This window comes from Martinezella sp. CNPSo 3957 (genome assembly GCF_057784395.1).
Map to the genome: position 1 here is coordinate 1 of NZ_JBXSOU010000008.1, position 26,673 is coordinate 26,673.

Annotated in this window: 38 protein-coding genes; 35 read left to right on the forward strand and 3 right to left on the reverse strand. The window is 59.6% G+C overall.

Translation table 11 applies throughout. The annotated features are described in order from the left end of the window. The first annotated feature begins 308 nt into the window (after nt 1-308). The 32 genes from rpsJ (at nt 309) to AC13QE_RS18925 (ending at nt 19,390) form a co-directional block, all read left to right on the forward strand. The gene (gene rpsJ, locus AC13QE_RS18770) at nt 309-617 is read left to right on the forward strand and encodes a 30S ribosomal protein S10 (RefSeq protein WP_003547547.1); all 309 of its coding nucleotides are present in this window, start codon (nt 309-311) and stop codon (nt 615-617) included. 39 nt (nt 618-656) lie between these two features. Continuing rightward, entirely contained in the window at nt 657-1,298 is a 642-nt protein-coding gene (gene rplC, locus AC13QE_RS18775; protein ID WP_015339598.1) for a 50S ribosomal protein L3, read from the forward strand. Between the two features lie 13 nt (nt 1,299-1,311). Further along, nucleotides 1,312-1,932, forward strand: a complete 621-nt coding sequence (gene rplD / locus AC13QE_RS18780; protein WP_015339599.1) for a 50S ribosomal protein L4 — start codon at nt 1,312-1,314, stop codon at nt 1,930-1,932. After that, entirely contained in the window at nt 1,929-2,222 is a 294-nt protein-coding gene (locus AC13QE_RS18785; RefSeq protein WP_015339600.1) for a 50S ribosomal protein L23, read from the forward strand. The genes rplD and AC13QE_RS18785 overlap by 4 nt, the downstream gene beginning before the upstream one ends. Before the next feature lie 11 nt (nt 2,223-2,233). Beyond that, nucleotides 2,234-3,070: a 50S ribosomal protein L2 gene (gene rplB / locus AC13QE_RS18790; RefSeq protein WP_015339601.1), complete on the forward strand. Its 837-nt coding sequence runs from the start codon at nt 2,234-2,236 to the stop codon at nt 3,068-3,070. Nucleotides 3,071-3,085: 15 nt separating this feature from the next. Then, nucleotides 3,086-3,364 (forward strand): 30S ribosomal protein S19, encoded by a 279-nt coding sequence (rpsS, locus tag AC13QE_RS18795; RefSeq protein ID WP_037199970.1) that lies wholly within the window; start codon nt 3,086-3,088, stop codon nt 3,362-3,364. Nucleotides 3,365-3,366: 2 nt separating this feature from the next. Continuing rightward, nucleotides 3,367-3,756, forward strand: a complete 390-nt coding sequence (gene rplV, locus AC13QE_RS18800; protein WP_015339603.1) for a 50S ribosomal protein L22 — start codon at nt 3,367-3,369, stop codon at nt 3,754-3,756. Then, entirely contained in the window at nt 3,756-4,481 is a 726-nt protein-coding gene (gene rpsC, locus AC13QE_RS18805) for a 30S ribosomal protein S3 (RefSeq protein ID WP_004118393.1), read from the forward strand. The genes rplV and rpsC overlap by 1 nt, the downstream gene beginning before the upstream one ends. Before the next feature lie 36 nt (nt 4,482-4,517). Beyond that, nucleotides 4,518-4,931 carry a 50S ribosomal protein L16 gene (rplP, locus tag AC13QE_RS18810; RefSeq protein ID WP_004118395.1) on the forward strand — a complete coding sequence of 138 codons (414 nt, stop codon included), beginning with the start codon at nt 4,518-4,520 and terminating at the stop codon, nt 4,929-4,931. A gap of 11 nt (nt 4,932-4,942) precedes the next feature. After that, nucleotides 4,943-5,143 (forward strand): 50S ribosomal protein L29, encoded by a 201-nt coding sequence (rpmC, locus tag AC13QE_RS18815; RefSeq protein ID WP_007690763.1) that lies wholly within the window; start codon nt 4,943-4,945, stop codon nt 5,141-5,143. A 12-nt stretch (nt 5,144-5,155) separates the two neighbouring features. Further along, on the forward strand, nt 5,156-5,395 hold the full coding sequence (gene rpsQ / locus AC13QE_RS18820) for a 30S ribosomal protein S17 (protein ID WP_015339604.1): 240 nt from the start codon (nt 5,156-5,158) through the stop codon (nt 5,393-5,395). 225 nt (nt 5,396-5,620) lie between these two features. Continuing rightward, on the forward strand, nt 5,621-5,989 hold the full coding sequence (gene rplN / locus AC13QE_RS18825; protein ID WP_003573790.1) for a 50S ribosomal protein L14: 369 nt from the start codon (nt 5,621-5,623) through the stop codon (nt 5,987-5,989). 11 nt (nt 5,990-6,000) lie between these two features. Beyond that, nucleotides 6,001-6,309, forward strand: a complete 309-nt coding sequence (rplX, locus tag AC13QE_RS18830; protein ID WP_015339605.1) for a 50S ribosomal protein L24 — start codon at nt 6,001-6,003, stop codon at nt 6,307-6,309. Beyond that, the gene (rplE, locus tag AC13QE_RS18835; RefSeq protein ID WP_015339606.1) at nt 6,302-6,859 is read left to right on the forward strand and encodes a 50S ribosomal protein L5; all 558 of its coding nucleotides are present in this window, start codon (nt 6,302-6,304) and stop codon (nt 6,857-6,859) included. The genes rplX and rplE overlap by 8 nt, the downstream gene beginning before the upstream one ends. 33 nt (nt 6,860-6,892) lie before the next feature. Further along, nucleotides 6,893-7,198, forward strand: coding sequence for a 30S ribosomal protein S14 (gene rpsN / locus AC13QE_RS18840; RefSeq protein ID WP_004118406.1), 306 nt, complete (start codon nt 6,893-6,895; stop codon nt 7,196-7,198). A gap of 12 nt (nt 7,199-7,210) precedes the next feature. Continuing rightward, nucleotides 7,211-7,609, forward strand: a complete 399-nt coding sequence (rpsH, locus tag AC13QE_RS18845; RefSeq protein ID WP_015339607.1) for a 30S ribosomal protein S8 — start codon at nt 7,211-7,213, stop codon at nt 7,607-7,609. 41 nt (nt 7,610-7,650) lie between these two features. Continuing rightward, entirely contained in the window at nt 7,651-8,184 is a 534-nt protein-coding gene (rplF, locus tag AC13QE_RS18850; protein WP_015339608.1) for a 50S ribosomal protein L6, read from the forward strand. 12 nt (nt 8,185-8,196) lie between these two features. Further along, nucleotides 8,197-8,559, forward strand: a complete 363-nt coding sequence (gene rplR, locus AC13QE_RS18855; RefSeq protein ID WP_004118412.1) for a 50S ribosomal protein L18 — start codon at nt 8,197-8,199, stop codon at nt 8,557-8,559. A gap of 131 nt (nt 8,560-8,690) precedes the next feature. Next, a complete protein-coding gene (gene rpsE, locus AC13QE_RS18860; RefSeq protein ID WP_004118414.1) occupies nt 8,691-9,260 on the forward strand; it encodes a 30S ribosomal protein S5 in 570 nt (189 codons plus the stop codon). 13 nt (nt 9,261-9,273) lie between these two features. Next, nucleotides 9,274-9,486, forward strand: coding sequence for a 50S ribosomal protein L30 (gene rpmD / locus AC13QE_RS18865; protein WP_007690786.1), 213 nt, complete (start codon nt 9,274-9,276; stop codon nt 9,484-9,486). A gap of 17 nt (nt 9,487-9,503) precedes the next feature. After that, nucleotides 9,504-9,974, forward strand: coding sequence for a 50S ribosomal protein L15 (gene rplO / locus AC13QE_RS18870; protein ID WP_488484832.1), 471 nt, complete (start codon nt 9,504-9,506; stop codon nt 9,972-9,974). A gap of 226 nt (nt 9,975-10,200) precedes the next feature. Continuing rightward, a complete protein-coding gene (gene secY, locus AC13QE_RS18875; RefSeq protein WP_015339610.1) occupies nt 10,201-11,541 on the forward strand; it encodes a preprotein translocase subunit SecY in 1,341 nt (446 codons plus the stop codon). Beyond that, a complete protein-coding gene (locus AC13QE_RS18880) occupies nt 11,538-12,188 on the forward strand; it encodes an adenylate kinase (protein ID WP_112337465.1) in 651 nt (216 codons plus the stop codon). Before secY ends, AC13QE_RS18880 begins: the two co-directional genes overlap by 4 nt. A 217-nt stretch (nt 12,189-12,405) precedes the next feature. Beyond that, nucleotides 12,406-12,774, forward strand: coding sequence for a 30S ribosomal protein S13 (gene rpsM, locus AC13QE_RS18885; protein WP_004118424.1), 369 nt, complete (start codon nt 12,406-12,408; stop codon nt 12,772-12,774). A 131-nt stretch (nt 12,775-12,905) separates the two neighbouring features. Beyond that, nucleotides 12,906-13,295, forward strand: coding sequence for a 30S ribosomal protein S11 (gene rpsK / locus AC13QE_RS18890; RefSeq protein WP_004118426.1), 390 nt, complete (start codon nt 12,906-12,908; stop codon nt 13,293-13,295). A 103-nt stretch (nt 13,296-13,398) separates the two neighbouring features. Then, on the forward strand, nt 13,399-14,409 hold the full coding sequence (locus tag AC13QE_RS18895; protein WP_112337464.1) for a DNA-directed RNA polymerase subunit alpha: 1,011 nt from the start codon (nt 13,399-13,401) through the stop codon (nt 14,407-14,409). Nucleotides 14,410-14,554: 145 nt separating this feature from the next. Then, on the forward strand, nt 14,555-14,977 hold the full coding sequence (rplQ, locus tag AC13QE_RS18900; RefSeq protein WP_015339614.1) for a 50S ribosomal protein L17: 423 nt from the start codon (nt 14,555-14,557) through the stop codon (nt 14,975-14,977). A 171-nt stretch (nt 14,978-15,148) separates the two neighbouring features. Continuing rightward, complete coding sequence (locus tag AC13QE_RS18905) at nt 15,149-15,559, forward strand: ribosomal maturation YjgA family protein (RefSeq protein WP_488484833.1); 411 nt, start codon at nt 15,149-15,151, stop codon at nt 15,557-15,559. Between the two features lie 190 nt (nt 15,560-15,749). After that, entirely contained in the window at nt 15,750-16,220 is a 471-nt protein-coding gene (locus AC13QE_RS18910; protein WP_488484834.1) for a MarR family winged helix-turn-helix transcriptional regulator, read from the forward strand. Continuing rightward, nucleotides 16,217-18,289, forward strand: coding sequence for an FUSC family protein (locus AC13QE_RS18915; protein WP_488484835.1), 2,073 nt, complete (start codon nt 16,217-16,219; stop codon nt 18,287-18,289). Before AC13QE_RS18910 ends, AC13QE_RS18915 begins: the two co-directional genes overlap by 4 nt. 4 nt (nt 18,290-18,293) lie before the next feature. Beyond that, entirely contained in the window at nt 18,294-18,503 is a 210-nt protein-coding gene (locus AC13QE_RS18920) for a DUF1656 domain-containing protein (protein WP_015339618.1), read from the forward strand. Continuing rightward, complete coding sequence (locus AC13QE_RS18925) at nt 18,500-19,390, forward strand: efflux RND transporter periplasmic adaptor subunit (protein WP_488484836.1); 891 nt, start codon at nt 18,500-18,502, stop codon at nt 19,388-19,390. Before AC13QE_RS18920 ends, AC13QE_RS18925 begins: the two co-directional genes overlap by 4 nt. A 28-nt stretch (nt 19,391-19,418) precedes the next feature. Here AC13QE_RS18925 and msrQ read toward each other — a convergent pair whose 3' ends face one another. Next, a complete protein-coding gene (gene msrQ, locus AC13QE_RS18930; RefSeq protein ID WP_488485006.1) occupies nt 19,419-20,075 on the reverse strand; it encodes a protein-methionine-sulfoxide reductase heme-binding subunit MsrQ in 657 nt (218 codons plus the stop codon). After that, on the reverse strand, nt 20,072-21,022 hold the full coding sequence (msrP, locus tag AC13QE_RS18935) for a protein-methionine-sulfoxide reductase catalytic subunit MsrP (RefSeq protein ID WP_488484837.1): 951 nt from the start codon (nt 21,020-21,022) through the stop codon (nt 20,072-20,074). The genes msrQ and msrP overlap by 4 nt, the downstream gene beginning before the upstream one ends. A gap of 339 nt (nt 21,023-21,361) precedes the next feature. Here msrP and ilvD point away from each other — a divergent pair, with 339 nt between their 5' ends. Further along, a complete protein-coding gene (gene ilvD / locus AC13QE_RS18940; RefSeq protein ID WP_183870341.1) occupies nt 21,362-23,200 on the forward strand; it encodes a dihydroxy-acid dehydratase in 1,839 nt (612 codons plus the stop codon). 212 nt (nt 23,201-23,412) lie between these two features. Here ilvD and AC13QE_RS18945 read toward each other — a convergent pair whose 3' ends face one another. Continuing rightward, on the reverse strand, nt 23,413-23,760 hold the full coding sequence (locus AC13QE_RS18945; protein WP_488484838.1) for a lysozyme inhibitor LprI family protein: 348 nt from the start codon (nt 23,758-23,760) through the stop codon (nt 23,413-23,415). Between the two features lie 175 nt (nt 23,761-23,935). On the opposite strand from AC13QE_RS18945, the gene AC13QE_RS18950 reads away from it, so the two are divergent. Together AC13QE_RS18950 and AC13QE_RS18955 are read left to right on the forward strand one after the other, a co-directional pair. Beyond that, nucleotides 23,936-25,339 (forward strand): DegQ family serine endoprotease, encoded by a 1,404-nt coding sequence (locus tag AC13QE_RS18950; RefSeq protein ID WP_488484839.1) that lies wholly within the window; start codon nt 23,936-23,938, stop codon nt 25,337-25,339. Then, nucleotides 25,336-26,652 carry a replication-associated recombination protein A gene (locus tag AC13QE_RS18955; RefSeq protein ID WP_488484840.1) on the forward strand — a complete coding sequence of 439 codons (1,317 nt, stop codon included), beginning with the start codon at nt 25,336-25,338 and terminating at the stop codon, nt 26,650-26,652. Before AC13QE_RS18950 ends, AC13QE_RS18955 begins: the two co-directional genes overlap by 4 nt. Nucleotides 26,653-26,673 lie beyond the last annotated feature (21 nt).

Consider the following 26,673-nt stretch of genomic DNA (forward strand, 5'->3'; position numbering starts at 1 on the left):
TCGAAGACGGCCACTCCATCCGAGTGGCCGATTCGATGACAATATTATGATGCAAGCGGCACTAGCCGCTTGCTTATGACATGGAAATGTTGCAAATGGCGCGCGAGCGCGATTTGCGCGCTGCTTCGGATGACGAAGTGGCGAATGAAATTAACAATAAGGTGGGCCGGAAGGCCTAAAGAGTGGATAGGGATGCCCGTAGCCGGCGTCCCTCTCGATCTTTGAAACCGGTGGTCCGCCTTAGGAAACAGAACAATCCGTGCCTTTTCGAAAGGCGCGCGAGATAACAAACACAAGGATAACGTCGAATGAACGGCCAAAATATCCGCATTCGCCTGAAGGCGTTCGATCACCGGATTCTCGATGCTTCCACGCGCGAGATCGTGTCGACGGCGAAGCGCACCGGTGCAAGCGTCCGGGGCCCCGTTCCGCTTCCGACTCGTATCGAGAAGTTTACGGTAAACCGGTCCCCGCACATCGACAAGAAGAGCCGCGAGCAGTTCGAGATGCGCACGCATAAGCGCCTCCTCGACATCGTTGACCCGACCCCGCAGACGGTAGACGCGCTGATGAAGCTCGATCTCGCCGCCGGTGTCGATGTTGAGATCAAGCTCTGAGACCTCCGGTCCTCGAGCTGAGTGAGAAGGATTGAACCGATGCGTTCAGGTGTGATTGCACAGAAGGTGGGAATGACCCGCGTCTATAACGACGCCGGCGAGCATGTCCCGGTTACCGTATTGCGTTTGGATGGCTGCCAGGTCGTAGCCCAGCGCACAGTTGAAAAGAATGGCTACACCGCAGTTCAGCTCGGTGCCGGCCAGGCTAAGGTTAAGAACACGACGAAGGCTCTTCGCGGCCATTTCGCCGTTGCAAGCGTAGAGCCGAAGGCCAAGCTCGCAGAATTCCGTGTCACGGAAGACAATCTGCTTGAAGTCGGCACCGAGCTCAACGCAGGTCACTTCACGGCGGGTCAGCTCGTCGACGTGACCGGCACGACGATCGGTAAGGGCTTTGCCGGCGCCATCAAGCGCCACGGCTTCGGCGGTCTGCGCGCCACGCACGGTGTGTCGGTTTCGCACCGCTCGCATGGTTCGACCGGTTCGCGTCAGGACCCGGGCAAGGTGTTCAAGAACAAGAAGATGGCTGGTCACATGGGCCAGACCCGCGTTACGACGCAGAACCTTGAAGTGGTATCGACCGACGAAGATCGTGGTCTGATCCTGGTCAAGGGTGCGGTTCCCGGCTCCAAGGGTGCCTGGATCATCGTGCGCGACGCCGTCAAGTCGGCAGCGAAGTAAGGGAGCCAAACCAATGGAATTCAACGTCAAGACCCTTGAGGGCAAAGACGCCGGGAAGGTTTCCCTTTCTGATGCGATTTTCGGCCTCGAGCCGCGTGAAGACATTCTCGCTCGCGTCGTTCGCTGGCAGCTTGCCAAGAAGCAGCAGGGCACGCATCAGGCAAAGGGCCGCGCGGACGTAGCGCGCACCGGCGCCAAGATGTACAAGCAGAAGGGTACGGGCCGCGCTCGTCACCATTCGGCTCGCGCTCCGCAGTTCCGCGGCGGTGGTAAGGCTCACGGCCCGGTCGCCCGCAGCCACGAGCATGATCTGCCGAAGAAGGTTCGCGCCCTCGGCCTGCGTCACGCTCTCTCGGCCAAGTTCAAGGCTGAAGACGTGATTGTTATCGACAATCTCGTCGCTACCGAAGCCAAGACCAAGGCACTCGCTGGCGCTTTCGAGACGCTCGGCCTGACGAACGCTCTGTTCATCGGCGGTGCTGAACTCGACAGCAACTTCAAGCTCGCAGCCCAGAACATCCCGAATATCGATGTTCTGCCGGTTCAGGGCATCAACGTTTACGACATCCTGCGCCGCGGCAAGCTCGTGCTGTCCAAGGCCGCAGTTGAAGCTCTAGAGGAGCGTTTCAAGTGACGGATCTTCGCCATTATGATGTGATCGTTTCTCCTGCGATCACCGAAAAGTCCACGCTGCTTTCGGACAATAACCAGGTTGTTTTCAACGTTGCGAAGACCGCGACGAAGCCGGAAATCAAGGCTGCCGTCGAAGCGCTCTTCGGCGTCAAGGTTACGGCCGTTAACACTCTGCTGCGCCTCGGCAAGACCAAGCGGTTCAAGGGTCTCGTCGGCAAGCAGAAGGATGTGAAGAAGGCTGTTGTGACGCTCGCCGAAGGCCAGTCGATCGACGTCTCCACCGGTCTCTGAGGAATAAGAAAATGGCATTGAAAACATTCAATCCGACGACCCCGAGCCAGCGTCAGCTGGTCATTGTCGATCGCTCCTCGCTCTACAAGGGCAAGCCGGTCAAGTCGCTGACCGAAGGCCTCACTTCCAAGGGTGGCCGTAACAACACTGGCCGCATCACCGTCCGTTTCCAGGGCGGTGGTCACAAGCGCAGCTATCGTTTGGTCGACTTCAAGCGTCGCAAGTTCGACGTCGAAGCAACCGTCGAGCGTATCGAATACGATCCGAACCGTACCGCTTACATCGCTCTGGTGAAGTACACGGACGGCGAACTGGCCTACATCATCGCTCCGCAGCGTCTTGCTTCGGGCGACAAGGTCATCGCTTCGGAAAAGGCAGTGGACGTGAAGCCGGGCAACACCATGCCGCTTCAGTTCATCCCGGTCGGCTCCATCATCCACAACGTGGAAATGAAGCCGGGCAAGGGTGGCCAGATCGCTCGCTCCGCCGGTTCCTACGCGCAGCTCGTCGGTCGTGACCAGGGCATGGCGATCCTTCGCCTGAACTCGGGCGAACAGCGCCTCGTGCACGGCACCTGCCTCGCAACGATCGGTGCGGTTTCGAACCCGGATCACGGCAACATCAACGACGGTAAGGCCGGTCGTTCGCGTTGGCGTGGCAAGAAGCCGCATAACCGCGGCGTTGTCATGAACCCGGTCGACCATCCGCACGGCGGTGGTGAAGGCCGCACCTCCGGTGGTCGCCATCCGGTGACCCCATGGGGTAAGCCGACAAAGGGCAAGCGTACGCGGTCGAACAAGTCGACCGACAAGATGATTATGCGCTCGCGCCATCAGCGCAAGAAGTAAGAGAGGAAGTCTCAAGTGGCTCGTTCAGTATGGAAAGGTCCGTTTGTTGACGGCTATCTTCTCAAGAAGGCTGAGAAGGTGCGTGAAGGCGGACGTAACGAAGTAATCAAGATGTGGAGCCGTCGCTCCACCATCATGCCGCAGTTCGTTGGTCTCACCTTCGGTGTCTACAACGGCAGCAAGCACATTCCGGTCAGCGTCAATGAAGACATGGTCGGACACAAGTTCGGCGAGTTCGCCCCGACCCGTACCTATTATGGTCACGGTGCGGACAAGAAGGCGAAGAGGAAGTAACAATGGGCAAGGCAAAAACCGAACGCCGGCTGAAGGACAATGAAGCGCAGGCAGTTGCGCGCACGCTCCGTGTCAGCCCGCAGAAGCTCAACCTGGTCGCGGCTTCGATCCGCGGCAAGAAGGTTGATCGCGCGCTCGCAGAGCTGGAATTCTCGCGCAAGCGCATCGCAGGAGCCGTCAAGAAGACGCTCGAATCTGCGATCGCCAATGCAGAGAACAACCACGATCTCGACGTTGACTCGCTGGTCGTAGCGGAAGCTTACGTCGGCAAGTCGATCGTCATGAAGCGTTTTCACGCTCGTGGCCGCGGCCGCGCATCTCGCATCGAGCGTCCGTTCGCACACCTGACGATCGTCGTTCGTGAAGTGGAAGCTCAAGAGGAGGCCGCATAATGGGTCAGAAAATCAATCCAATCGGCTTTCGTCTTGGCATCAACCGCACTTGGGATAGCCGCTGGTTTGCGGACAATGCCGAGTACGGCCAGCTCCTCCACGAAGACCTGAAGATGCGCAAGTTCGTTATGAACGAACTGAAGCAGGCTGGTATCTCCAAGGTGGTCATTGAGCGTCCGCACAAGAAGTGCCGCGTCACGATCCACTCGGCTCGTCCGGGCCTGATCATCGGCAAGAAGGGCGCTGACATCGACAAGCTCCGTAAGAAGCTGTCGGACATGACGAATTCCGAAACGCACCTCAACATCGTTGAAGTTCGCAAGCCGGAAATCGACGCGACGCTGGTTGCCCAGTCGATCGCTCAGCAGCTGGAACGCCGTGTTGCTTTCCGTCGCGCCATGAAGCGCGCCGTTCAGTCCGCGATGCGTCTTGGCGCCGAAGGCATCAAGATCACCTGCGCCGGCCGTCTCGGCGGTGCAGAAATCGCTCGTACGGAATGGTACCGCGAAGGCCGCGTGCCGCTGCATACGCTGCGCGCCGACATCGACTACGGTACGGCTGAAGCAGAAACCGCTTTCGGTATCTGCGGCATCAAGGTCTGGATCTTCAAGGGCGAAATCCTTGAGCACGATCCGATGGCCTCCGAACGCCGCGCGCTCGAAGGCGACGCCCAGGGTCCGGCTAGCCGCGATCGCGATAGAGACCGTCGCCGCGACAACGCTTGATAGCGTACGTGGCAGATAAGTTCGGAGAATAAGAAAATGTTGCAGCCAAAGCGTACGAAGTACCGCAAGCAATTCAAGGGCCGCATCAAGGGCGTTGCCAAGGGTGGTTCTGATCTGGCGTTCGGCGAATTCGGCCTGAAGTCGCAGGAGCCCAACCGCGTCAATGCTCGCGAGATCGAAGCGGCTCGCCGCGCGATTACGCGCTATATGAAGCGCGCCGGCCGTGTATGGATCCGCGTGTTCCCGGATGTTCCGGTAACCGCAAAGCCGACCGAAGTCCGTATGGGTAAAGGTAAGGGCTCTGTCGAATACTGGGCATGCAAGGTCAAGCCCGGCCGTATGATGTTCGAGATCGACGGTGTGAGCGAAGAAATCGCTCGTGAGGCTCTGCGCCTCGGCGCTGCCAAGCTCTCGGTCAAGACGCGCTTCGTTCAGCGCATTGCAGAGTAAGGAAGAAGCTCATGAAAGCCGCAGATGTTCGCGCCCTGAGCGCCGACCAACTCAAGGACGAGCTTGCCAAGCTGAAGAAGGAGCAGTTCAACCTGCGCTTTCAGAAGGCGACCGGCCAGCTCGAGAAGTCCTCGCGCATCAACGAAGTCCGTAAGGACATCGCTCGCGTAAAAACCATTGCCCGCCAGAAGGCGGCAGAAGCAAAGGCCTAAAGGAAAAATAACATGCCGAAGCGCATTCTGCAGGGCGTCGTGGTCAGCGACAAGAACGAGAAGACGGTAGTTGTCCGCGTTGAGCGTCGTTTCGCTCACCCGCTGCTCCAGAAGACCGTTCGTCGTTCCAAGAAGTACAAGGCTCACGACGAAAACAATCAGTACAAGACCGGCGACGTCGTTTCCATCGAGGAATGCGCGCCGATCTCCAAGGACAAGACCTGGACGGTCATTTCCGCCCAGTCCAAGTAACAGAATTTCGCTCAGGCCCTTGCGCTTGGGCGAAATATCTGTATGAAGCACGAGCTTGGAAGCAGGACGCTCGAGAACGGGCGTTCTTTTGCTTTATTGATGGCCGGCAGAGACGATCCTTGTGGTCGCGAAGCCAGGCATAATCAGACAAGACACTAGTCCATAAGCCGGGGTAGGGGGTCGACTGACCCAACCATTCCGGTAACAACAAGAAGGCGACCTGACATGATTCAGATGCAAACAAACCTCGACGTGGCGGATAATTCCGGCGCACGTCGTGTCATGTGCATCAAGGTGCTGGGCGGCTCGAAGCGCAAGTATGCCTCGATCGGCGACGTTATCGTCGTTTCGATCAAGGAAGCTATTCCGCGCGGCCGTGTGAAGAAGGGTGACGTGATGAAGGCGGTCGTCGTTCGTACCGCCAAGGACATCCGTCGTCCGGATGGCAGCGTCATCCGCTTCGATACCAACGCAGCAGTCCTCATCGACAACAAGAAAGAGCCGATCGGCACCCGCATCTTCGGACCGGTTCCGCGCGAACTTCGCGCCAAGAACCACATGAAGATCATCTCGCTGGCTCCAGAAGTACTGTAAGGAGCGGAGCGATGCAGAAGATCCGTAAAGGCGACAAGGTTGTCGTATTGACCGGTAAGGACAAGGGCCGTACCGGCGAAGTCATTCAAGTGCTGCCGAAGGAAGACCGTGCGGTCGTTCGTGGCGTCAACGTCATCAAGCGCCATCAGCGCCAGACGCAGAACCAGGAAGCCGGCATCATCAGCAAGGAAGCCTCGCTTCACCTGTCCAACCTGGCAATCGTCGACAAGGACGGCAAGCCGACCCGCGTCGGTTTCAAGGTTGTAGATGGCAAGAAGGTCCGCGTGGCGAAGACCTCGGGAGAAGTGATCGATGGCTGAGGTAAAGTACGAGCCGCGGCTCAAGAAAGAATACGTTGCTCGCATCCGTGCAGCCATGCAGGAGAAGTTCTCCTACGCTAACGAGATGCAGATCCCGAAGCTGGACAAGATCGTGATCAACATGGGCGTTGGCGAAGCGACGGCTGATTCGAAGAAGCCGACTGTTGCTGCTGCCGACCTGGCGGCCATCGCTGGCCAGAAGCCGGTCATCACCCGTGCACGCAACTCCATCGCTGGCTTCAAGGTCCGCGAAAATATGCCGATCGGCGCGAAGGTTACCCTGCGCGGCGCCCGCATGTATGAGTTCCTGGATCGTCTGGTCAACATCGCGCTTCCGCGCGTTCGCGACTTCCGCGGCCTGAACCCGAAGAGCTTTGACGGTCGTGGCAATTTTGCCATGGGCATCAAGGAGCACATTGTGTTCCCTGAGATCAACTACGACAAGGTTGATCAGATGTGGGGCATGGACATCATCGTTTGCACGACGGCGACGACCGACGACGAAGCACGGGCTCTTCTGACAGAGTTCAACTTCCCGTTCCGTCAATAACCGTAACGACGAGCGTAGAAAAGGAACCCTGATATGGCGAAGACAAGCGCAGTTGAAAAGAACAAGCGCCGCCGCAATACGGTTGCCAACCAGGCCGCGAAGCGGGCTGCTCTCAAGGCAATCATCATGAACCAGTCTCTCTCGATCGAAGACCGGTTCAAGGCCACTCTGAAGCTGGCATCGCTGCCGCGCGATGGATCGAAGACCCGTATTCGCAACCGTTGCGAAGTGTCTGGCCGTCCGCGCGCCTACTACCGCAAACTGCGCATGTCGCGTATCGCGCTGCGTGAACTCGGCAATCTCGGCAAGGTGCCGGGCATCGTCAAGTCCAGCTGGTAAGGAGCAGATTAGATGTCTATGACTGATCCTTTGGGCGATATGCTCACCCGCATCCGCAATGGCGCTTCGCGCCGCAAGTCGTCGGTTTCGACGCCTGCGTCCAAGCTCCGTGCGCGCGTTCTCGATGTACTCCAGGCTGAAGGCTACATCCGTGGCTACTCCGTCGTCGATTTCGGCAACGGCAAGTCTGAGCTCAACATCGAACTCAAGTACTACGAAGGCGCATCGGTGATCCGTGAGATCGGCCGTGTGTCTAAGCCGGGCCGCCGGGTTTATGTCTCGGTCAAGTCCATTCCGCAGGTCGCGAACGGCCTCGGCATCACCATCCTTTCGACTCCGAAGGGTGTGATGGCCGATCACCAGGCTCGCGAACAGAATGTTGGTGGCGAGGTTCTCTGCTCGGTCTTCTAAGATTGAACAGAGATCTCCTTCGAAACAGACAGGTTTGAAAAATGTCTCGTATCGGTAAGAAGCCCGTTCAGGTACCTGCAGGGATCACGGCCACGGTTGATGGCCAAAAAGTGACCGCCAAGGGCCCCAAGGGCGAGCTGTTTTTCGTCGCTAACGACGAAATCGGTCTCAAGCTGGAAAACAATGCAATCGTCGTGACGCCGCTCAACGACTCCAAGGATGCTCGCGCAAAGTGGGGCATGTCCCGCACGATGATCGAGAACATCCTCAAGGGTGTTAAGGACGGCTACGAGCGCAAGCTCGAAATCAACGGCGTCGGCTACCGTGCCTCCATGCAGGGCAAGAACCTGCAGCTCGCGCTCGGCTTCAGCCACGACGTGGTTTATGAGCCGCCGCAGGGCATCTCGATCGCTGTGCCGAAGCCGACGGAAATCGTCGTCACCGGCATCAACAAGCAGCAGGTCGGCCAGGTTGCCGCTGAAATCCGCGAATACCGCGGCCCCGAGCCCTACAAGGGCAAGGGCGTTAAGTATGCCGAAGAGCGGATCATCCGCAAAGAAGGCAAGAAGAAGTAAGGATCACGCGAAATGGCTAGCAGGAAAGAAGCACTTGCGCGTCGCGCCAACCGCGTGCGCCGCCAAATCAAGTCGGTGGCCAATGGCCGTCCGCGCCTGTCGGTTCATCGCTCGTCGAAGAACATCTACGCCCAGGTCATCGATGACGTGGCTGGCAAGACCCTCGCGGCTGCCTCCACCCTCGACAAGGATCTGCGCGGTTCTCTGAAGACCGGTGCCGATACCGCAGCCGCAGCCCTCGTTGGCAAGCTCGTTGCAGAGCGCGCCTCCAAGGCCGGCGTGAAGGAAGTCGTGTTCGATCGCGGCGCTTTCATCTACCACGGCCGTATCAAGGCTTTGGCTGAAGCAGCCCGCGAAGGCGGCCTGACCTTCTAATCAGATTTCCGGCCGGCGATCCCAAGGATGCCGGCCGGATATTCACCGGACCGCAGGTTTCCCGCAAGGGAAGGCATGCGGTCTTCGTTTTGTTTGCCGATTGCACCCGGAAAAGAAAAAGGAAGAGGACAATGGCACAGGAAAAGAGGGCTCCGCGGGAAGACCGTCAGAGCCGTGAAGAGCGCGATAGCGAATTCGTCGACAAGCTGGTCGCGATTAACCGCGTCGCCAAAGTTGTTAAGGGTGGCCGTCGCTTCGGCTTCGCCGCTCTCGTCGTCGTCGGCGACCAGAAGGGCCGCGTAGGCTTCGGCCATGGCAAGGCACGTGAAGTGCCGGAAGCTATCCGCAAGGCAACCGAAAGCGCCAAGCGCGACATGATCTTCGTACCGCTGCGCGACGGCCGTACGCTGCATCACGACGTTCATGGCCGTCATGGCGCCGGCAAGGTTCTGCTGCGCTCGGCCAAGGTCGGTACCGGTATCATCGCCGGCGGCCCGATGCGCGCCGTTTTCGAAACGCTCGGCGTTCATGACGTCGTTGCCAAGTCGACCGGTTCGTCGAACCCGTACAACATGGTTCGCGCCACGTTCGACGCCCTGAAGCACCAGGTTCACCCGAAGGACATCGCAGCTCAGCGCGGCATCAAGTATGCCACCCTGCAGGCTCGCCGCGCCGCTTCGGGCAACGCCTCCGAAGAATAAGGGAGTTTGACCTATGGCCAAGACGACCAAGAAGGCTGAAGCTAAGGCGACCGTTACGGTCGAGCAGATTGGCAGCCCGATCCGCCGTCCGGATGTTCAGCAGAAGACGCTGATCGGTCTCGGACTGAACAAGATGCACCGTCGCCGCACGCTGGAAGATACTCCGGCTGTTCGTGGCATGATCCGTGCTGTCCAGCATCTCGTTCGCGTTGTCGACGAGAAGTGAGCCGGAGGTAATTCGCTATGAAACTGAATGAAATCAAGGATAACGAAGGCTCGACCCACAGCCGCAAGCGCCTCGGCCGCGGCATCGGCTCCGGCTCCGGTAAGACCGGTGGCCGTGGTGTGAAGGGTCAGAAGTCCCGTTCGGGCGTTGCGATCAACGGCTTCGAAGGCGGTCAGATGCCCATCTACCGTCGTCTGCCGAAGCGCGGCTTCAACAACATCTTCGCATCCGACTACGTTGTCGTATCGCTGGCACGCATCCAGGCTGCCGTCGATGCCGGCAAGCTCGATGCCAAGAACACCGTTGATGCAGCGGCTCTCAAGGCCGCCGGCGTTATTCGCCGCGTCAAGGACGGCGTTCGTGTTCTCTCGGACGGCGAACTGAAGGCGAAGCTTGTTCTCGAAGTTGCAGGCGCTTCCAAGTCTGCAGTCGAGAAGATCGAAAAGGCTGGCGGCTCCGTTAAGCTGCTCGCTGCTGCCGCAGAATAATATTATCAATAATCGCCCGAAGTGACTTCACTTCGGGCGATTTTGCTCCCATATGTGAGCCTCACGAATCTGATCGATGCGGCAAGTGTCTTTCCGATCGATAACGGGAACCAAGGGTGAGGCGCCCGATTGCTGCGCAATCCGTCCGAAGCCCGGCTTTTGAACAATTTACAGACCGATTCCGGACTCGGCCGACTATGCCGGAATTGGTGATGCGGAGATTTGCATGGCTTCTGCAGCGGAACAATTGGCGTCCAACCTCAATTTTTCGACCTTTGCCAAAGCCGAGGATCTCAAGAAGCGCCTGTGGTTTACGCTCGGTGCTCTCCTCGTCTACCGGCTCGGCACCCACATTCCGCTTCCTGGCCTCAATCCTGCCGCTTATGCCCAGGCTTTCCAGAATCAGTCGGGCGGCATTCTCGGCCTCTTCAACATGTTCTCGGGCGGCGCTGTGCAGCGCATGGCGATCTTCGCGCTCGGCATCATGCCTTATATTTCCGCCTCGATCATCGTTCAGCTGATGACCTCGGTCGTCCCGTCGCTCGAAAACCTGAAGAAGGAAGGCGAGCAGGGCCGTAAGATCATCAACCAGTACACCCGCTACGGCACAGTGCTGCTCGGCGCATTGCAGGCCTATGGTATTGCGATCGGTCTGGAGCATGGCAACGGCGTCGTCGTTGATCCCGGCTGGTTCTTCCGCATTTCCACCGTCATCACGCTACTCGGCGGCACAATGTTCCTGATGTGGCTTGGTGAGCAGGTGACGTCGCGCGGTATCGGCAACGGCATCTCGCTGATCATTTTCGCGGGCATCGCTGCAGGTCTTCCGACTGCGCTTGCCGGTACGCTCGAGCTCGGCCGCACCGGCGCGCTTTCTACGCCGCTCATTCTCGCCGTGCTGATCGTCGCCATTCTGGTCATCGCGCTCATCGTCTTCGTCGAGCGCGCGCAGCGTCGCCTTCTGATCCAGTATCCGAAGCGCCAGGTTGGCACACGCATGTTCCAGGGCGATACGTCGCACCTGCCGCTGAAGCTCAACACTTCGGGCGTCATCCCGGCGATCTTCGCGTCGTCGCTGCTGCTGCTGCCGGCAACCGTCGCAGGCCTCGGCAACAACACCGCGCTCCCGACCTGGGTGACCTCGATCGTTGCGGCACTTGGCCACGGCCAGCCGGTCTACATGGTGCTTTACGGCGCTCTGATTGCCTTCTTTGCCTTCTTCTACACGGCTCTCGTCTTCAATCCGAAGGACACGGCCGACAATCTGAAGAAGCACGGCGGCTTCATTCCGGGTATCCGTCCGGGTGAGCGCACCGCCGAATATATCGATTACGTGCTGACCCGCATCACGGTCATCGGCGCGATCTATCTTGTCTTCGTCTGCATCCTGCCCGAAATTCTCGTATCCCAGACCGGTATTCCCTTGTCTCTGGGTGGCACTTCGCTTCTGATCGTGGTTAGCGTAACGCTGGATACGGTGGCGCAGATTCAGGGTCACCTGATCGCACAGCAATATGAAGGCCTGATCAAGAAATCGAAGTTGCGTGGAGGAAAGAGGGGGCGATGAGACTCATACTTTTAGGGCCGCCGGGAGCAGGTAAGGGGACCCAGGCCCAGCGCATCGTGGAAAAGCACGGCATTCCGCAGCTTTCCACAGGCGATATGCTGCGCGCGGCCGTTCAGGCCGGCACGGAAGTCGGCAAGCGCGCCAAGGCTGTCATGGACGCCGGCAAGCTTGTTTCGGATGAGATCGTGAATGCGATCGTTTCCGAGCGCATCGATCAACCGGATTGCGTCAGGGGTTTCATCCTCGACGGCTTTCCGCGCACCTTGGTGCAGGCCGATGCCACCGAAAAAATGCTCAATGCGAAGGGCCTCGAACTCTCCGTTGTGATCGAGTTGAAGGTCGATGATGCCGAACTGATTCGCCGCGTCTCCGGCCGCTATTCCTGCTCGAACTGCGGCAGCGTCTATCACGACACTGACAAGGTTCCTGCAAATGCCGGTGTCTGCGATAAATGCGGCTCGACCCATTTCAAGCGCCGCCCTGACGATAATGCTGAAACCATGGCGACTCGCCTCCAAGTCTACTACAAGGAGACGTCGCCGCTGATCGGTTACTACTATGCTAAGGGCAAGTTGCAGAGCATCGACGGCATGGCCGATATCGAGCATGTGACCGAAAGCATAGAGGCTATCCTGGCTAAGCTCTAGATAGCCTAAAATAAACTTGCCGGAGCGGTTGCTTTTTTGCGCTGATTCCGCTAAACACCGCGCCAACTCGCGACATGCTATGCGATCGGCGCGGATTTCCAACGGGAAGTCCGAGCACGGTCGTTTTGACATGTGGCGGACACACATCGAACAAGCAGCTCCCGGGCTGCATAACAAGACCCTTTGCCAAGGCAAAAGGAATGCAAGGAGAACAGGCGTGGCTCGTATCGCTGGCGTCAACATCCCGACTGCAAAGCGCGTAGTTATTGCGCTTCGTTACATTCACGGGATCGGACCGAAGTTTGCACAGGAAATCTGCGAGAAGGTTGGTATTCCGGCCGAGCGTCGCGTCAACCAGTTGACGGATGCTGAAGTTCTGCAGATCCGCGAAACCATCGACCGTGACTATCAGGTCGAAGGTGATCTGCGTCGCGAAACCGCGATGAACATCAAGCGTCTTATGGACCTGGGTTCCTACCGTGGTCTGCGTCATCGCCGCGGCCTGCCGGTTCGTGGCCAGCGCACGCACACCAATGCCCGCACCCGCAAGGGTCCGGCAAAGGCGATCGCTGGTAAGAAGAAGTAATTTCCGGGCAACCGGATTTGGGAGGCTGGCGGTCCGCCGGCCTCTTTTGAGTTTGAAGCGGTGCTCCATGGGTGCTGCTTCGGTGTAGCCGCTGGCATTACGGCGGTGCAGAGATCCAAGAAAGGACTAACATGGCCAAGGAAGCCGTACGCGTTCGTCGTCGCGAGCGTAAAAATATCACGTCGGGCGTCGCACACGTCAATTCGACCTTCAACAACACGATGATCACCATCACCGACGCGCAGGGCAACGCTATTGCCTGGTCGTCCGCTGGTGCCAAGGGCTTCAAGGGTTCGCGCAAGTCGACCCCGTTCGCTGCCCAGATCGCTGCCGAAGACTGCGCCAAGAAGGCTCAGGAACACGGCATGAAGTCGTTGGAAGTTGAAGTTTGCGGTCCGGGCTCCGGTCGTGAATCCGCTCTGCGCGCCCTCCAGGCTGCTGGTTTCATGATCACGTCGATCCGCGACGTCACCCCGATCCCGCACAATGGTTGCCGCCCGCGCAAGAAGCGTCGCGTCTGATCATCGCCACTCACGACACCGGCCGGGGTAGATGCGCCCGGTTTGGTGTTACTCAAGCTCGGTTGCCACGATTGGATGGTGGCAACGAACGGAAGGCAAAAACATGATTCAGAAAAACTGGCAGGAACTGATCAAGCCCAACAAGGTCGAGTTCACCTCGAGCGGCCGCACCAAGGCAACGCTCGTGGCCGAACCGCTGGAGCGTGGCTTCGGTCTTACCCTCGGCAACGCGCTGCGCCGCGTTCTGCTGTCCTCTCTGCGCGGCGCCGCTGTAACGGCCGTGCAGATCGACGGCGTACTGCATGAGTTCTCCTCTATCCCGGGCGTCCGGGAAGACGTGACGGACATCGTGCTGAACATCAAGGAAATCGCCATCAAGATGGACGGCGATGATGCCAAGCGCATGGTCGTCCGCAAGCAGGGCCCAGGCGTAGTAACGGCTGGCGACATCCAGACGGTCGGCGATATCGAAATCCTCAACCCCGAGCATGTCATCTGCACGCTCGACGAGGGTGCCGAAATCCGCATGGAGTTCACCGTCAATAACGGCAAGGGCTATGTGCCCGCCGAGCGCAATCGTGCGGAAGATGCTCCGATCGGCCTCATCCCGGTCGACAGCCTCTATTCGCCGGTCAAGAAGGTGTCCTACAAGGTTGAAAATACCCGCGAAGGACAGGTTCTCGACTACGACAAGCTGAGCATGTCGATCGAAACCGATGGTTCGATCAGCGGTGAAGATGCAGTCGCTTTCGCGGCCCGCATCCTTCAGGATCAGCTTGGCGTGTTCGTCAACTTCGACGAGCCGCAGAAGGAAACCGAAGAGGAAGCAGTTACCGAACTCGCTTTCAACCCGGCGCTCCTCAAGAAGGTGGACGAACTCGAACTGTCCGTTCGTTCGGCAAACTGCCTGAAGAACGACAACATCGTCTACATCGGCGACCTCATTCAGAAGACCGAAGCAGAAATGCTCCGCACGCCGAATTTTGGTCGCAAGTCGCTGAACGAAATCAAGGAAGTTCTCGCTTCCATGGGCCTGCACCTCGGCATGGAAGTGCCGGCATGGCCGCCCGAGAACATCGAAGATCTCGCCAAGCGTTACGAAGACCAATACTAAGGCCGCAAGCGCTCCGGCGGAGCGCTTAAAGCTGGCCTTAGCATCTTAAACTGCGCATGCACCTTTCGCTCCGCCGGGAATCGGAGCGGGGCATGCGCCCAACAAACTGCAGGCGAGCGATGCCTGCAAGTGAAGGAGAATAGCCATGCGCCACGGTAAAGCCGGCCGCAAGCTGAACAGAACCGCTAGCCACCGTAAGGCGATGTTCGCCAACATGGCGGCTTCGCTCATCACCCATGAGCAGATCGTCACCACGCTCCCGAAGGCGAAGGAAATTCGTCCGATCGTCGAGAAGCTGGTAACCCTTGGCAAGCGTGGCGACCTGCACGCTCGTCGTCAGGCCATCTCGCAGATCCGCGACGCTGCTGTCGTTTCGAAGCTGTTCGATGCGATCGCAACCCGCTACGCCACCCGCAACGGCGGCTACCTGCGTATCATGAAGGCCGGCTTCCGCCAGGGCGACAATGCCGCTCTCGCAGTCGTCGAATTCGTTGATCGCGACGTCAATGCCAAGGGCGCAGCCGACAAGGCTCGCGTTGCCGCTGAAGAAGAAGCCGCAGCCGCTTAAGGCTAAGCTTTGGATTAAATATAAAAGGCCGGATGAGCGATCATCCGGCCTTTTGTCGTTTGTGCTGCGGGAGGGGCCTTTCAATCCCCCTGAATGCTTTGGAATATCGTAAGCAGCCTTGCTGAGTCGCAGTCGGCTCGGGCTCATCAGGGGCAGGGAGCGTCGTGGGACATGCAGCGAAAATTGATGCGCGGGAGGCTGCTTCTGGTCGTGGCGCTGCTGGTGACCATCGCCAGCGGTCTTGCGTTGCGGCATTATGGCTATGCGATCAATCTGCCCTTCGCGGTCGTCAAATATGGCGGCTCATTACTGTGGGGAGCTATGGTCTATTGGCTCCTGGCGGCAATCTTCGTGTCACAGGGGCGTTTCAGGATTGCCGTGGCGGCGCTGCTCATCGCGGTCGCCGTCGAGCTTTTCAGACTGTGGCATACGCCTGATCTCGATGCTTTTCGATTGACTGCCGCCGGAGCCCTGTTGCTGGGCAGGGTATTCTCGCCGTGGAATATCGCCGCCTATACCGCCGGCATCGCCCTGGCGCTGGCGCTCGATTGCGTCCTGGCCGGAACGAGGCGCTCGGTTTGATGTTCTTGCCTAGCTTCTATTCCGGCGACCTCGATCCTCACTGAGTGATCCACTAGGGCATCGGTCGCTTGCGATCCCGGTCGGTTACCGCTGCCCCTCCCGATATTCGCATAGCTGCATTCCCCATTTGGAATGGCGATTTTGATGGTAATAATTTGAATCCTAATTAGTTTAGTGCTAATAGGTTCTCATGAACCCGTCAAACACCCTGCAACGTATATTTACAGCCAATCTGCTGACCACCGGCCGCCAGTGGCGCCGAGCTGTCGATCTTGCGCTGAGCTCCCATGGCATATCAGAGGCGGTGGCTGCGCCGCTGCTTTGGATCGGCCGCTTGGGGGGAGGCGTGCGGCAGGTGGTGCTCGCCACCTGTGTCGGTATCGAAGGCCCGTCTCTAGTGCGGTTGATCGATCAGCTCGAAAGCATGGAACTTGTCATCCGCAAGGATGATCCTACGGATCGGCGCGCGAAAGGCCTGTGGCTGACGCCTGAGGGCGAAAAGGTGGCTTCCCGCATGGAAGACATACTTGATGAGCTGCGTGGCAAGATCCTTGCCAATGTCGACCCTGCGGATATCGAAGCTGCGGTTCGCGTCCTGAAGGCTTTCGAGGAGTTTGAGGCATCCAAAGCCACCGAACCGGAGCCGGAGAAGGTCTCATGAGCATTCCATCCTGGCGCGAGTGGTTATTTTCCGTCAAAGCCTTCATTGCTGCGATCATGGCGCTGTTCATCGCGTTGTCGCTCGATCTGCCGCGTCCCTATTGGGCGATGGCCGCTGTTTATGTGGTCGCCAATCCTCTTGCCGGGGCGACCAGCTCAAAGGGGCTTTATCGCGCTCTCGGCACGCTGATCGGTGCCACCGCATCGGTGATCCTCATCCCGCTCTTCGTCAACGCGCCGGAACTGCTTTCGATCGTTGTCGCGCTGTGGACCGGCACCTTGCTGTTCATCTCGATGCTCGACCGTACCTCGCGCAGCTATGTCTTCATGCTGGCCGGCTATACCTTGCCGCTGATCGCACTGCCGACCGTCGGCTCGCCCGAAACCATTTTCGATGTGGCGCTTGCCCGCTCCGAAGAGATTATCATCGGCATCGTCTGTGCGAGCGTGGTTAGCGCCGTCGTCTTTCCGAGCAGCGTCGGCACTGTGCTCGGCCAGCGCATAGGGTTCTGGCTGGATGACGCTGGCACCTGGGCAGACGAGATCCTGCGCGGCGAGGGCGCTTCACCCGCAACTCCCCTTAAGCGGCAGAAGCTCGCCGCCGACGTTTCCGGCCTTGATCTCGTCATCAGCCAGTTGCGCTATGACGCAGGCAGCCGCGACATCGTCAGGCATTCGCGCGAGCTGCGCGGCCGCCTGCTGATGCTGCTGCCCCTCTTTTCCTCTCTTGCCGACCGCCTGCACGCCTTGAAGGCCGGTGGCAAGCCGTTACCGCAGGAATTGGTCGTTGTTTTGAACGAGGTGGCCGACTGGCTGAGGCAGGGTGGTCGTAGTAGGGCCGATGAGACCGCTGAGACCTTGTCGCGGAAGATCGAGAAGTTGCAGGAGGACGACCTCGATATCGGTTGGGACGATCTCGTCCGGTCGAGCGCGCTCGCTCGCCTTAAGGAAATTGTCGACTTGTGGCAGGATTGCCTGACGCTGCGCGCTGAGATCGTCTCGGGACAGCAGGTCGGCACCTGGCGCCCGGCATTCCGCTACCGCAATGTCGTCGGTCGCAGCAGGCATTATGATTACGCCCTGCTTGCCTTCTCTGCCGGTAGCGTCATCGCCGGGATTGCCGTCGCCTGCTTCTTCTGGATCTATTCCGGCTGGGCGGATGGTGCCGGCTTCATCGCCATGGTGGCCGTTGCCTGCTCGTTTTTCGCGGCGCTCGATCGTCCCGCGCCCTTCATCACCACCATGTTCATCTGGACTGCGGTCAGCCTGGTTATCGCCTGCGTCTATATCTTCATGGTGCTGCCGTCGATTTCCGGTTTCGAGATGCTGGTGCTGGTCTTTGCACCGCCCTTCCTGGTGATGGGGCTGCTGATTACCCGCCCGCAAACCAACATGCTCGGCATGCTGCTGGCGGTAAACGGTGCAAGTTTCATCGCGCTGCAGGATCGTTACACCGCCGATTTCGCCAGCTTCACCAACAGTGCGATCGCCGCTCTGGCCGGTGTTGGCTTCGCCTTGGTCTGGACTTTGCTCACCCGTCCTTTCGGTTCGGAGCTGGCCGCCTGGCGGCTGGTGCGGGCCGGCTGGAGAGATCTGGCCGAGACTGCTGCCGGTATCCGTCGCGCCGATCATGAACGGCTCTCCGGCCGCATCCTCGACCGCCTGGGCCAACTCGTGCCCCGCCTTGCGGGCATTGAGGACCGAGAGCTGAAGAAGGTCGATGGCTATGCCGATGTCCGCCTCGGCTTCAACGTGCTGATGCTGCAGAAAGAGCGCGGCCAGCTGAAACCGGCTGCCGCTGCATCCGTCAGCAAAGTGCTCATCGGCGTGTCGGATTTCTATCGTTCGCGGCTGAAGGCAAAACGGGCTGTGGATCCGGCCGACGAACTGCGTGTGTCGATCGACCATAGCCTCGAAGCCGTCGCGCAGGAAAAGCGAGATTCCGCTCGGGCGAGCCTTGATGCGCTGGTCGGCCTTCGCCGGGCACTCTTCCCGCATTCCGAACCGCCGGCGAGCTGGCGACCGCCCGTAGCGGATACAACCCAACTTCATCCCATTGCCGCCGAGTAATATCATGCCCGCAGAATTCGATCTTTATGGCGTCTATATCCCACGCCTTCTCGTTCTCATGCTCTTGACCTTGTTTGTCGTCATTATCCTTCGGCGCCTGCTCGCATGGATCGGAGTCTACACTCTGGTCTGGCATCGCGGCCTCTTCGATCTCGCGCTTTACGTCCTGCTGCTCGGCGCCGTCTCCTCAGTCTCTCGTTGGTACTTCACATGAACGCGTTAAAACTCATCGGCCGCGTGGTCGTCACTCTCATCTTCGTCGCCGCCGCTGTCTATGTCGGCCGTCACCTCTGGGGTCATTACATGGATGAGCCGTGGACGCGCGATGCGCGTCTGAGGGCCGATGTCGTCGGCATCGCGCCTGACGTCTCCGGCCTGGTGAGCGAGGTTCTCGCGAAGGACAATCAGACCGTCAGGAAAGGCGATGTCCTCTTCCGCGTCGATCGCGATCGCTTTGCCATCGCTCTCGAACAGGCAGATGCGGCGCTTGCCAGCAGCAAGGCGGCTCTCGAACAGGCCCAACGTGAAAGCGCGCGGCAGGCGCGTCTCGGCGATGCCGCCTCCCTGCAGCAGAAGGAACAGGCACTGACCACCGTGCAGCAGGACGAAGCCGCCGTTCGTCAGGCGACCGCCAATCGCGAACTCGCTCAGCTCAATCTCGACCGCTCCGAGGTTCGCGCCACCGTCAACGGCACGATCTCGAACCTCAGCCTGCGTCCAGGTGATTATGTCTCTGCCGGCACTGCCAAAGTGGCGCTGATAGACAGCGATTCCCTGCGCGTCGAAGGCTATTTCGAGGAAACCAAGCTGCCGCGTATCCAGATCGGCGATGAGGTCTATATCCACCTGATGGGCCAGGCCGAAAAGCTGACCGGCCATGTCGAGAGCATCGCCTATGGCATCGAGGACCGCGAGCGAACCTCCGGCAGCCTGCTTGCCAACATCACGCCGACCTTCAGCTGGGTGCGACTGGCGCAGCGCGTGCCGGTGCGCATCGCGCTCGACAAGGTTCCCGATGGCACGAAGCTGATCGCCGGCCTGACGGCAACCGTCGAGGTGCAGGAGCAGGGCCAGGCAAAAATCGCCAGCGCTGCGGAATGATTTTCGCTTAAAGGCAGGGCGGCCGCCTTCAGGCCGCTCTGGAACTCGATGCGGCAGCCGGCTTACGCGCTGCCCGCCGCCTTTCCATCATGATCGGCCGGTAGGATCTGTAGAGGATCATCGCGATCAGCAAGCCGATATAGATGAACTGCTCCACGGATAGCACCTTGGTCGATAGCGCAAAGTGCAGAGCACCGCAGGCAGCGATGATGTAGACGAGGCGATGCAGCCAGATCCATTTCTTGCCGAGCCGTTTGATCGAGAAATTGTTCGAGGTCACGGCAAGCGCTAGCAGCATGACGAGGCCCGCCATGCCGAACATGATGAAGGGTCGCTTCAGCACATCATCAATGACCGCCTGTACGTCCAGCGCCTGGTCTAGGACCATATAGACGGTCAGGTGCATCAGGGCGTAATAGAAACAGAGCAGGCCGAGCGCACGGCGATAGCGCAAATAGTTCCAGCCGAAGAGATCGCGAAGCGGCGTCACCGCAAGCGTCAGCAGCAGGAAGCGGATCGCCCACAGGCCTAGGAAGAGCTCGAAGGTCTTCACCGCATCGGCGCCGAGCTGATCGGTAGCGCCAAGATAGAATTCCCAGACCGCCGGCAAAAGCCCGACAAAGTAGAGCGCCCAGACGGAGGTGGGTTGCCAGCGTTTGGGCAGAGCGAAGGAGAGGGCCATCAGAAATTCACCCTGAGATCCATGCCGCTATAGAGGCTGGCGACCTGATCGGCATAGCCGTTGAAGGGCAGGGTGGGGTGGCGATTGGAGCTGAAGAAGCCGCCTTCGCCGATGCGCCGTTCGGTTGCCTGGCTCCAGCGCGGATGATCGACGGCCGGATTGACGTTAGCGTAGAAGCCGTACTCTTGGCTGTTCGTCGCCTGCCACGTGTTCAGCGGCTGCTTGTCGGTAAGCGTGATGCGGACGATCGACTTGATGCCTTTGAAGCCATATTTCCAGGGCACGACGAGCCGGATCGGCGCGCCGTTCTGGTTCGGCAGCGTCTCGCCATAGAGACCTACGGCAAGCAGCGTCAGCGGGTTGCGCGCTTCATCCAGACGCAGGCCCTCGACATAGGGCCAATTCAGGGATTGCAGGAGGCCCGACTGCCCCGGCATTTCTTCCGGTCGGACCACGGTCTCGAAGGCCACGAACTTAGCGCTGCCCTGCGGCTCCACCTTGTCGAGCAGGGCCGAGAGCTGGAAGCCGTCCCAGGGAATGACCATCGACCAGGCCTCGACGCAGCGCATGCGATAGACACGCTCCTCCGGCGGAAATTCCTTGATCAAGGCATCGACATCGAACGTGCCGGGCTTGTTGACCATACCGTCGACCTTGATTGTCCAGGGACGTGGCTTGAATTTACCCGAGAGGTTGGCCGGATCGGCCTTGTCGAGGCCGAATTCGTAGAAGTTATTATAGGTGGCAACATCCTTGAGCGGCGTCAGCTTCTCATCAACGGTATAATTGCTCTTGGTCGCCGTCAGCGCCTCGGCCAGCGCCGCCTTGCCGCCGATCGTGGCCATGCCGATGCCAGCTGCTGCAGCCGTCAGGAACTCGCGACGCTTCAGATAGATCGAGCGGGGTGTAATCTCGGAGGATGCGATTTTCGGCGGGCGATAGGCGGCCATGGAACAATTCCTTTATGCGATAGCAGCTTCGATATGAGCGATACGCAACGGACACAGGTTTTGTTACACTCTTAGGCAGGCATTTCTTTGGAAGTGAAAGCAACTTTTTGTGTGCGCTTGTGATCGGGCCGTTTCGTTCCCAACTTTGGTCGAGCGACTTGTTTGCACGGACGCGGCCCTTGCCCGGCAGCGTACCGGATTCGCTCGAGTTGATAGTGACAGTACTGCATGATTGGATTAGGACAATTCCAAAAAGCGGAGTTGCCGGCGCCCCTGCGGCCTAAAACCCTTGGCCCATGCCTGACGCCGCACAAATTCCAGGATGACGAGGAAGACACCATGCCAGCTTATCGTTCCAGAACAACCACCCACGGCCGCAACATGGCCGGCGCGCGCGGCCTTTGGCGCGCGACGGGTATGAAGGATAGCGATTTCGGCAAGCCCATTATTGCGGTGGTCAACTCCTTCACCCAGTTCGTGCCCGGTCACGTTCACCTCAAGGATCTCGGCCAGCTCGTTGCCCGCGAGATCGAGGCGGCCGGCGGTGTTGCCAAGGAATTCAACACCATCGCCGTCGACGACGGTATCGCCATGGGCCATGACGGTATGCTCTATTCGCTGCCGTCGCGCGAGCTGATCGCCGACAGCGTCGAATACATGGTCAACGCCCATTGCGCCGATGCCATGGTCTGTATCTCAAACTGCGACAAGATCACCCCCGGCATGCTGATGGCTTCGCTGCGCCTCAATATCCCGACGGTCTTCGTGTCCGGCGGCCCGATGGAGGCCGGCAAGGTCGTCCTGCATGGCAAGAAGGTCGCCCTCGATCTTGTCGATGCCATGGTTGCCGCGGCCGACGACAAGATCAGCGATGAAGACGTCCAGGTCATCGAGCGCTCCGCCTGTCCGACCTGTGGCTCGTGCTCGGGCATGTTCACCGCCAATTCGATGAACTGCCTGACTGAAGCGCTCGGTCTGTCGCTGCCGGGCAACGGCTCGACGCTCGCCACCCACGCCGATCGCAAGCGCCTCTTCGTCGAGGCCGGCCATCTGATCGTCGATCTTGCCCGCCGTTACTACGAGCAGGACGATGCATCCATCCTGCCGCGCTCCGTCGCCTCCAAGCAGGCCTTCGAGAACGCCATGGCGCTCGATATCGCCATGGGCGGCTCAACCAACACGGTTCTGCATATCCTGGCAGCTGCGCACGAAGGCGAGGTCGATTTCACCATGGCCGACATCGACGCGCTGTCGCGCCGCGTCCCGTGCCTGTCCAAGGTTGCGCCCGCCAAGAGCGACGTTCATATGGAAGACGTGCACCGCGCCGGCGGCATCATGTCGATCCTCGGCGAGCTCGATAAGGGCGGCCTGATCAACCGCGATTGCCCGACGGTTCATGCCGAAACGCTCGGCGACGCTATCGACCGTTGGGATATCACTCGTACCAACAGCGAAAGCGTACGCGAATTCTTCCGCGCGGCTCCGGGCGGCGTTCCGACGCAGGTTGCCTTCAGCCAGAGCTCCCGCTGGGATGAACTCGATACGGACCGCGAGAAGGGCGTCATCCGCTCCGTCGAGCATCCCTTTTCCAAGGATGGCGGCCTGGCCGTGCTCAAGGGCAACTTGGCGCTTGACGGCTGCATCGTGAAGACGGCCGGTGTCGATGAATCGATCCTGAAGTTCTCCGGTCCGGCCAAGGTCTTCGAAAGCCAGGACGCTGCCGTCAAGGGTATCCTCAGCAACGAAGTGAAGGCCGGCGATGTCGTCGTCATCCGATACGAAGGCCCGAAGGGCGGCCCCGGTATGCAGGAAATGCTCTATCCGACGAGCTACCTGAAGTCGAAGGGCCTCGGCAAGGCCTGCGCGCTGATCACCGACGGCCGCTTCTCCGGTGGCACCTCGGGCTTGTCGATCGGCCATGCTTCACCGGAAGCGGCCAATGGCGGTACGATTGGCCTGGTGCGCGAAGGCGACATGATCGACATCGACATCCCCAACCGCACCATCAACTTGCGCGTTGATGACAAGGAACTTGCCGCTCGCCGCGAAGCGCAGAACGCCAAGGGCTGGCATCCGGCGGAAGCGCGTAAGCGCAACGTCACTACGGCCTTGAAGGCTTATGCCGCTTTTGCGACCAGTGCGGATCGTGGCGCTGTTCGGGATTTGGGTGGGAAGTAACAAAGCCCCTTCGCCCCGTGAAACGGGGAGAAGGTGGACTTGAGCGGTCGAGCGGAGCTCGGCTGCGAGAGGGCGGATGAGGGGCTTTTCGAATTCCATCGCGATGGCACAGCTTGCCGTTCCTGCGTTTGCCCCTCACCCTAACCCTCTCCCCGCAGGCGGGGAGAGGGGACTTTGTCCGGTCAAGCCCGCAGACCTTTCGAACCAATTCCTTACAGCGGCCGATTGATCTGCTTATAGGTGTCGTTCAGCACTTTCAGGCGCTCCTCATAGGACGCCTTCAAGCAGGCGACATCCGCTTCGCAAGCCTGCCGCTTTTTCAGCCATTCGGTCTGCTGATCCTGCATCGTCCCGCGCGCACCCATGGCAAGCAGTCCCGAAAGCAGGTCGAAGGTCGTCACCATTCTCACGTCGGCATCGTTGAGAGCCCTCACATCGCAGATCGTCTTCTCGTCCGGCTTCAGGTTCTGCGCCTCGCAATCGAAGCTGGCGGCGTGAGAGGCGCCGGCCATGCCCAGCGAGACGAGGAAAGTGGCAGCGGCAAGATGGTTTAATCGCATGTCTGGTTCCCTTTTGACGATTCCCAACGCGAAATGCATGACAGCATGTTTTTGTTCAGCGAGCCTGTTTTTTATCGTCGCCAACTTCCATTTATGCTTCATGGTTCCGCCCTCTTTTCTTTCTAGCGTCGGGCGCTACAACGTTGTTTAAAGAGAATTAAAAAGGGAAATTTCCATGCATGTCCTCCTGAAGCGCACTGCCGTTTCGATGATTGCCCTCGTCATGGCGATGCCGCTTTCCGCTGAGGCTCAAACGGCAAAGACGCTGCCGCAAAGCCAGACGCAGATGCAGCTTTCCTTCGCTCCGCTGGTCAAGCAGACCTCCGGCGCCGTGGTGAATGTCTATGCCGAGCGTGTCGTGCAGCGTCAGTCGCCCTTCGCCGGCGATCCCTTCTTCGAGCAGTTTTTCGGTCAGCGCATGCCGAATCGCACCGAGAAGCAGTCTTCGCTTGGCTCCGGCGTCATCGTGGAGGCGAATGGCACCGTCATTACCAACAACCACGTCGTCGATGGCGCTGACGATATCAAGATCGCACTTTCGGACGGCCGCGAATTTCCCTGCAAGGTCGTTCTGAAAGACGATCGCGTCGATCTCGCCGTCTTGAAGATCCAGTCGAAGAACGAGACCTTCCCGGTTCTGCCGCTCGGCAATTCCGATGGCATCGAGGTCGGCGATCTCGTGCTGGCGATCGGCAATCCCTTCGGCGTGGGCCAGACGGTCACGAGCGGTATCGTCTCTGCGCTCGCCCGTAACCAGGTCAAGAACGAGGTTGGTTTCTTCATCCAGACCGATGCCTCGATCAACCCTGGCAATTCCGGCGGCGCGCTCGTCAACATGACCGGCGAGCTGATCGGGCTGAATACGGCGATCTTCTCCCAGGGGGGCGGCTCCAACGGTATCGGCTTTGCCATCCCCGCCAATCTGGTCAAGGTCTTCCTTGCCGCTGCCGATCGCGGCGACAAGGCCTTCGAACGCCCCTATATCGGCGCCTCCTTCGAGCCGGTGACATCGGACGTCGCCGAAGCGCTTGGCCTCGACAAGGTGCGCGGTGCGTTGGTAACGAAGGTGGTCGACGGTGGCCCTGCTGCCAAGGCCGGCCTCAAGCCTGGCGAAGTGATCACGGCGCTGAACAATATCTCGATCGAGCATCCCGATGCGCTCGGCTATCGTCTGACGACGGCTGGTCTCGGTGTGACGGTGGCATTGACTGTGCTCGACAATGGCAAGGAGCATCAAGCCACGATGACGCTGGCCGCAGCACCCGAATCCACGCCGCGCGATCAGCGGGTGATCGACGGTAACAATCCTTTCTCCGGCGCGACCGTTGCCAATCTCTCGCCGCGCGTTGCCGACGATCTGCATATGCCGCCGGATTCCACGGGCGTTGTCATCGAAAGCCTGAAGCAGAACTCGCCGGCCGACCGGCTTGGATTTGCCGCCCGCGATATCGTCATCTCTATCAATGGCGTGGCGATCAACACCACGGAAATCCTTCAGAAGACCGTCACGTCAAACCCCAGCTTCTGGCGCGTCGAGATCGAGCGTGACGGCCAGCGTATCAGGCAGTTCTTTCGATGAGCGATGATCTGTTTGCACCGCGGATACCGGAGGAGGTCGCCAACAAGCGGCCGCTCGCCGATCGCCTGCGGCCGCAAACATTGGCCGAAGTCACCGGTCAGGAACATCTGACCGGCGAGGATGGCGTTCTGCGCCGGATGATCGAAGCGGGTTCACTGGGATCGATGATCTTCTGGGGGCCGCCAGGCACCGGCAAGACGACGGTCGCGAGGCTTCTTTCGGGCGAGGCAGGCCTCGCCTTCGAACAGATTTCGGCGATCTTTTCCGGTGTTGCCGATCTGAAAAAGGTATTCGAGGCGGCACGTCTGCGCCGCATGGATGGTCGCCAGACCCTGCTGTTCGTCGACGAGATCCATCGCTTCAATCGCGCCCAGCAGGATAGCTTCCTGCCCGTGATGGAGGACGGTACTGTCATTCTTGTGGGAGCGACGACCGAAAATCCATCCTTCGAACTCAACGCCGCTCTTTTATCCCGCGCCCGTGTCCTGACGTTCCGCTCGCATGATGAGGAAAGTCTGGAAGAACTGCTGCGCCGCGCCGAAACTGTCGAGAGCAAGCCGCTGCCGCTGACGGAGGATGCCCGCGCCAGCCTGATCCGCATGGCCGATGGCGATGGTCGCTCGGTGCTGACGCTGGCGGAAGAGGTCTGGCGTGCCGCGCGCAAGGACGAGCTTTTCGATCCCGATATGCTGATCAAGATCGTCCAACGTCGCGCGCCGGTCTATGACAAGGCGCAGGATGGGCATTACAATCTGATTTCTGCGCTGCACAAGTCGGTTCGCGGCTCCGACCCGGACGCCGCGCTCTATTATCTTGCCCGCATGTTTGATGCCGGCGAGGATCCGCTCTATCTCGGCCGTCGGCTGGTGCGTATGGCGGTGGAGGATATCGGGCTTGCCGATCCGCAGGCGCTTGTCATCTGCAATGCCGCCAAGGATGCCTATGATTATCTCGGGTCGCCTGAGGGTGAATTGGCGTTGGCGCAGGCCTGCGTCTATCTCGCCACCGCCCCGAAATCCAGTGCCGTCTACACGGCCTTCAAGGCCGCAACCCAGGCCGCCAAGCAGAATGGCTCGCTGCTGCCGCCGAAACACATCCTGAACGCGCCCACGAAACTGATGCGCACGGAAGGCTATGGCGATGGCTATCGCTACGATCACGACGAGCCGGATGCTTTTTCAGGGCAGAATTACTTTCCGGAGAAGATGGGTCGCCAGATCTTCTACGATCCGCCGGAACGGGGCTTCGAGCGTGAAATCCGCAAGCGGCTGGATTGGTGGGCGAAGCTGCGCAAGGAGCGTGGCGAGCGCTAGTCCATATATCACCTGGCGGTG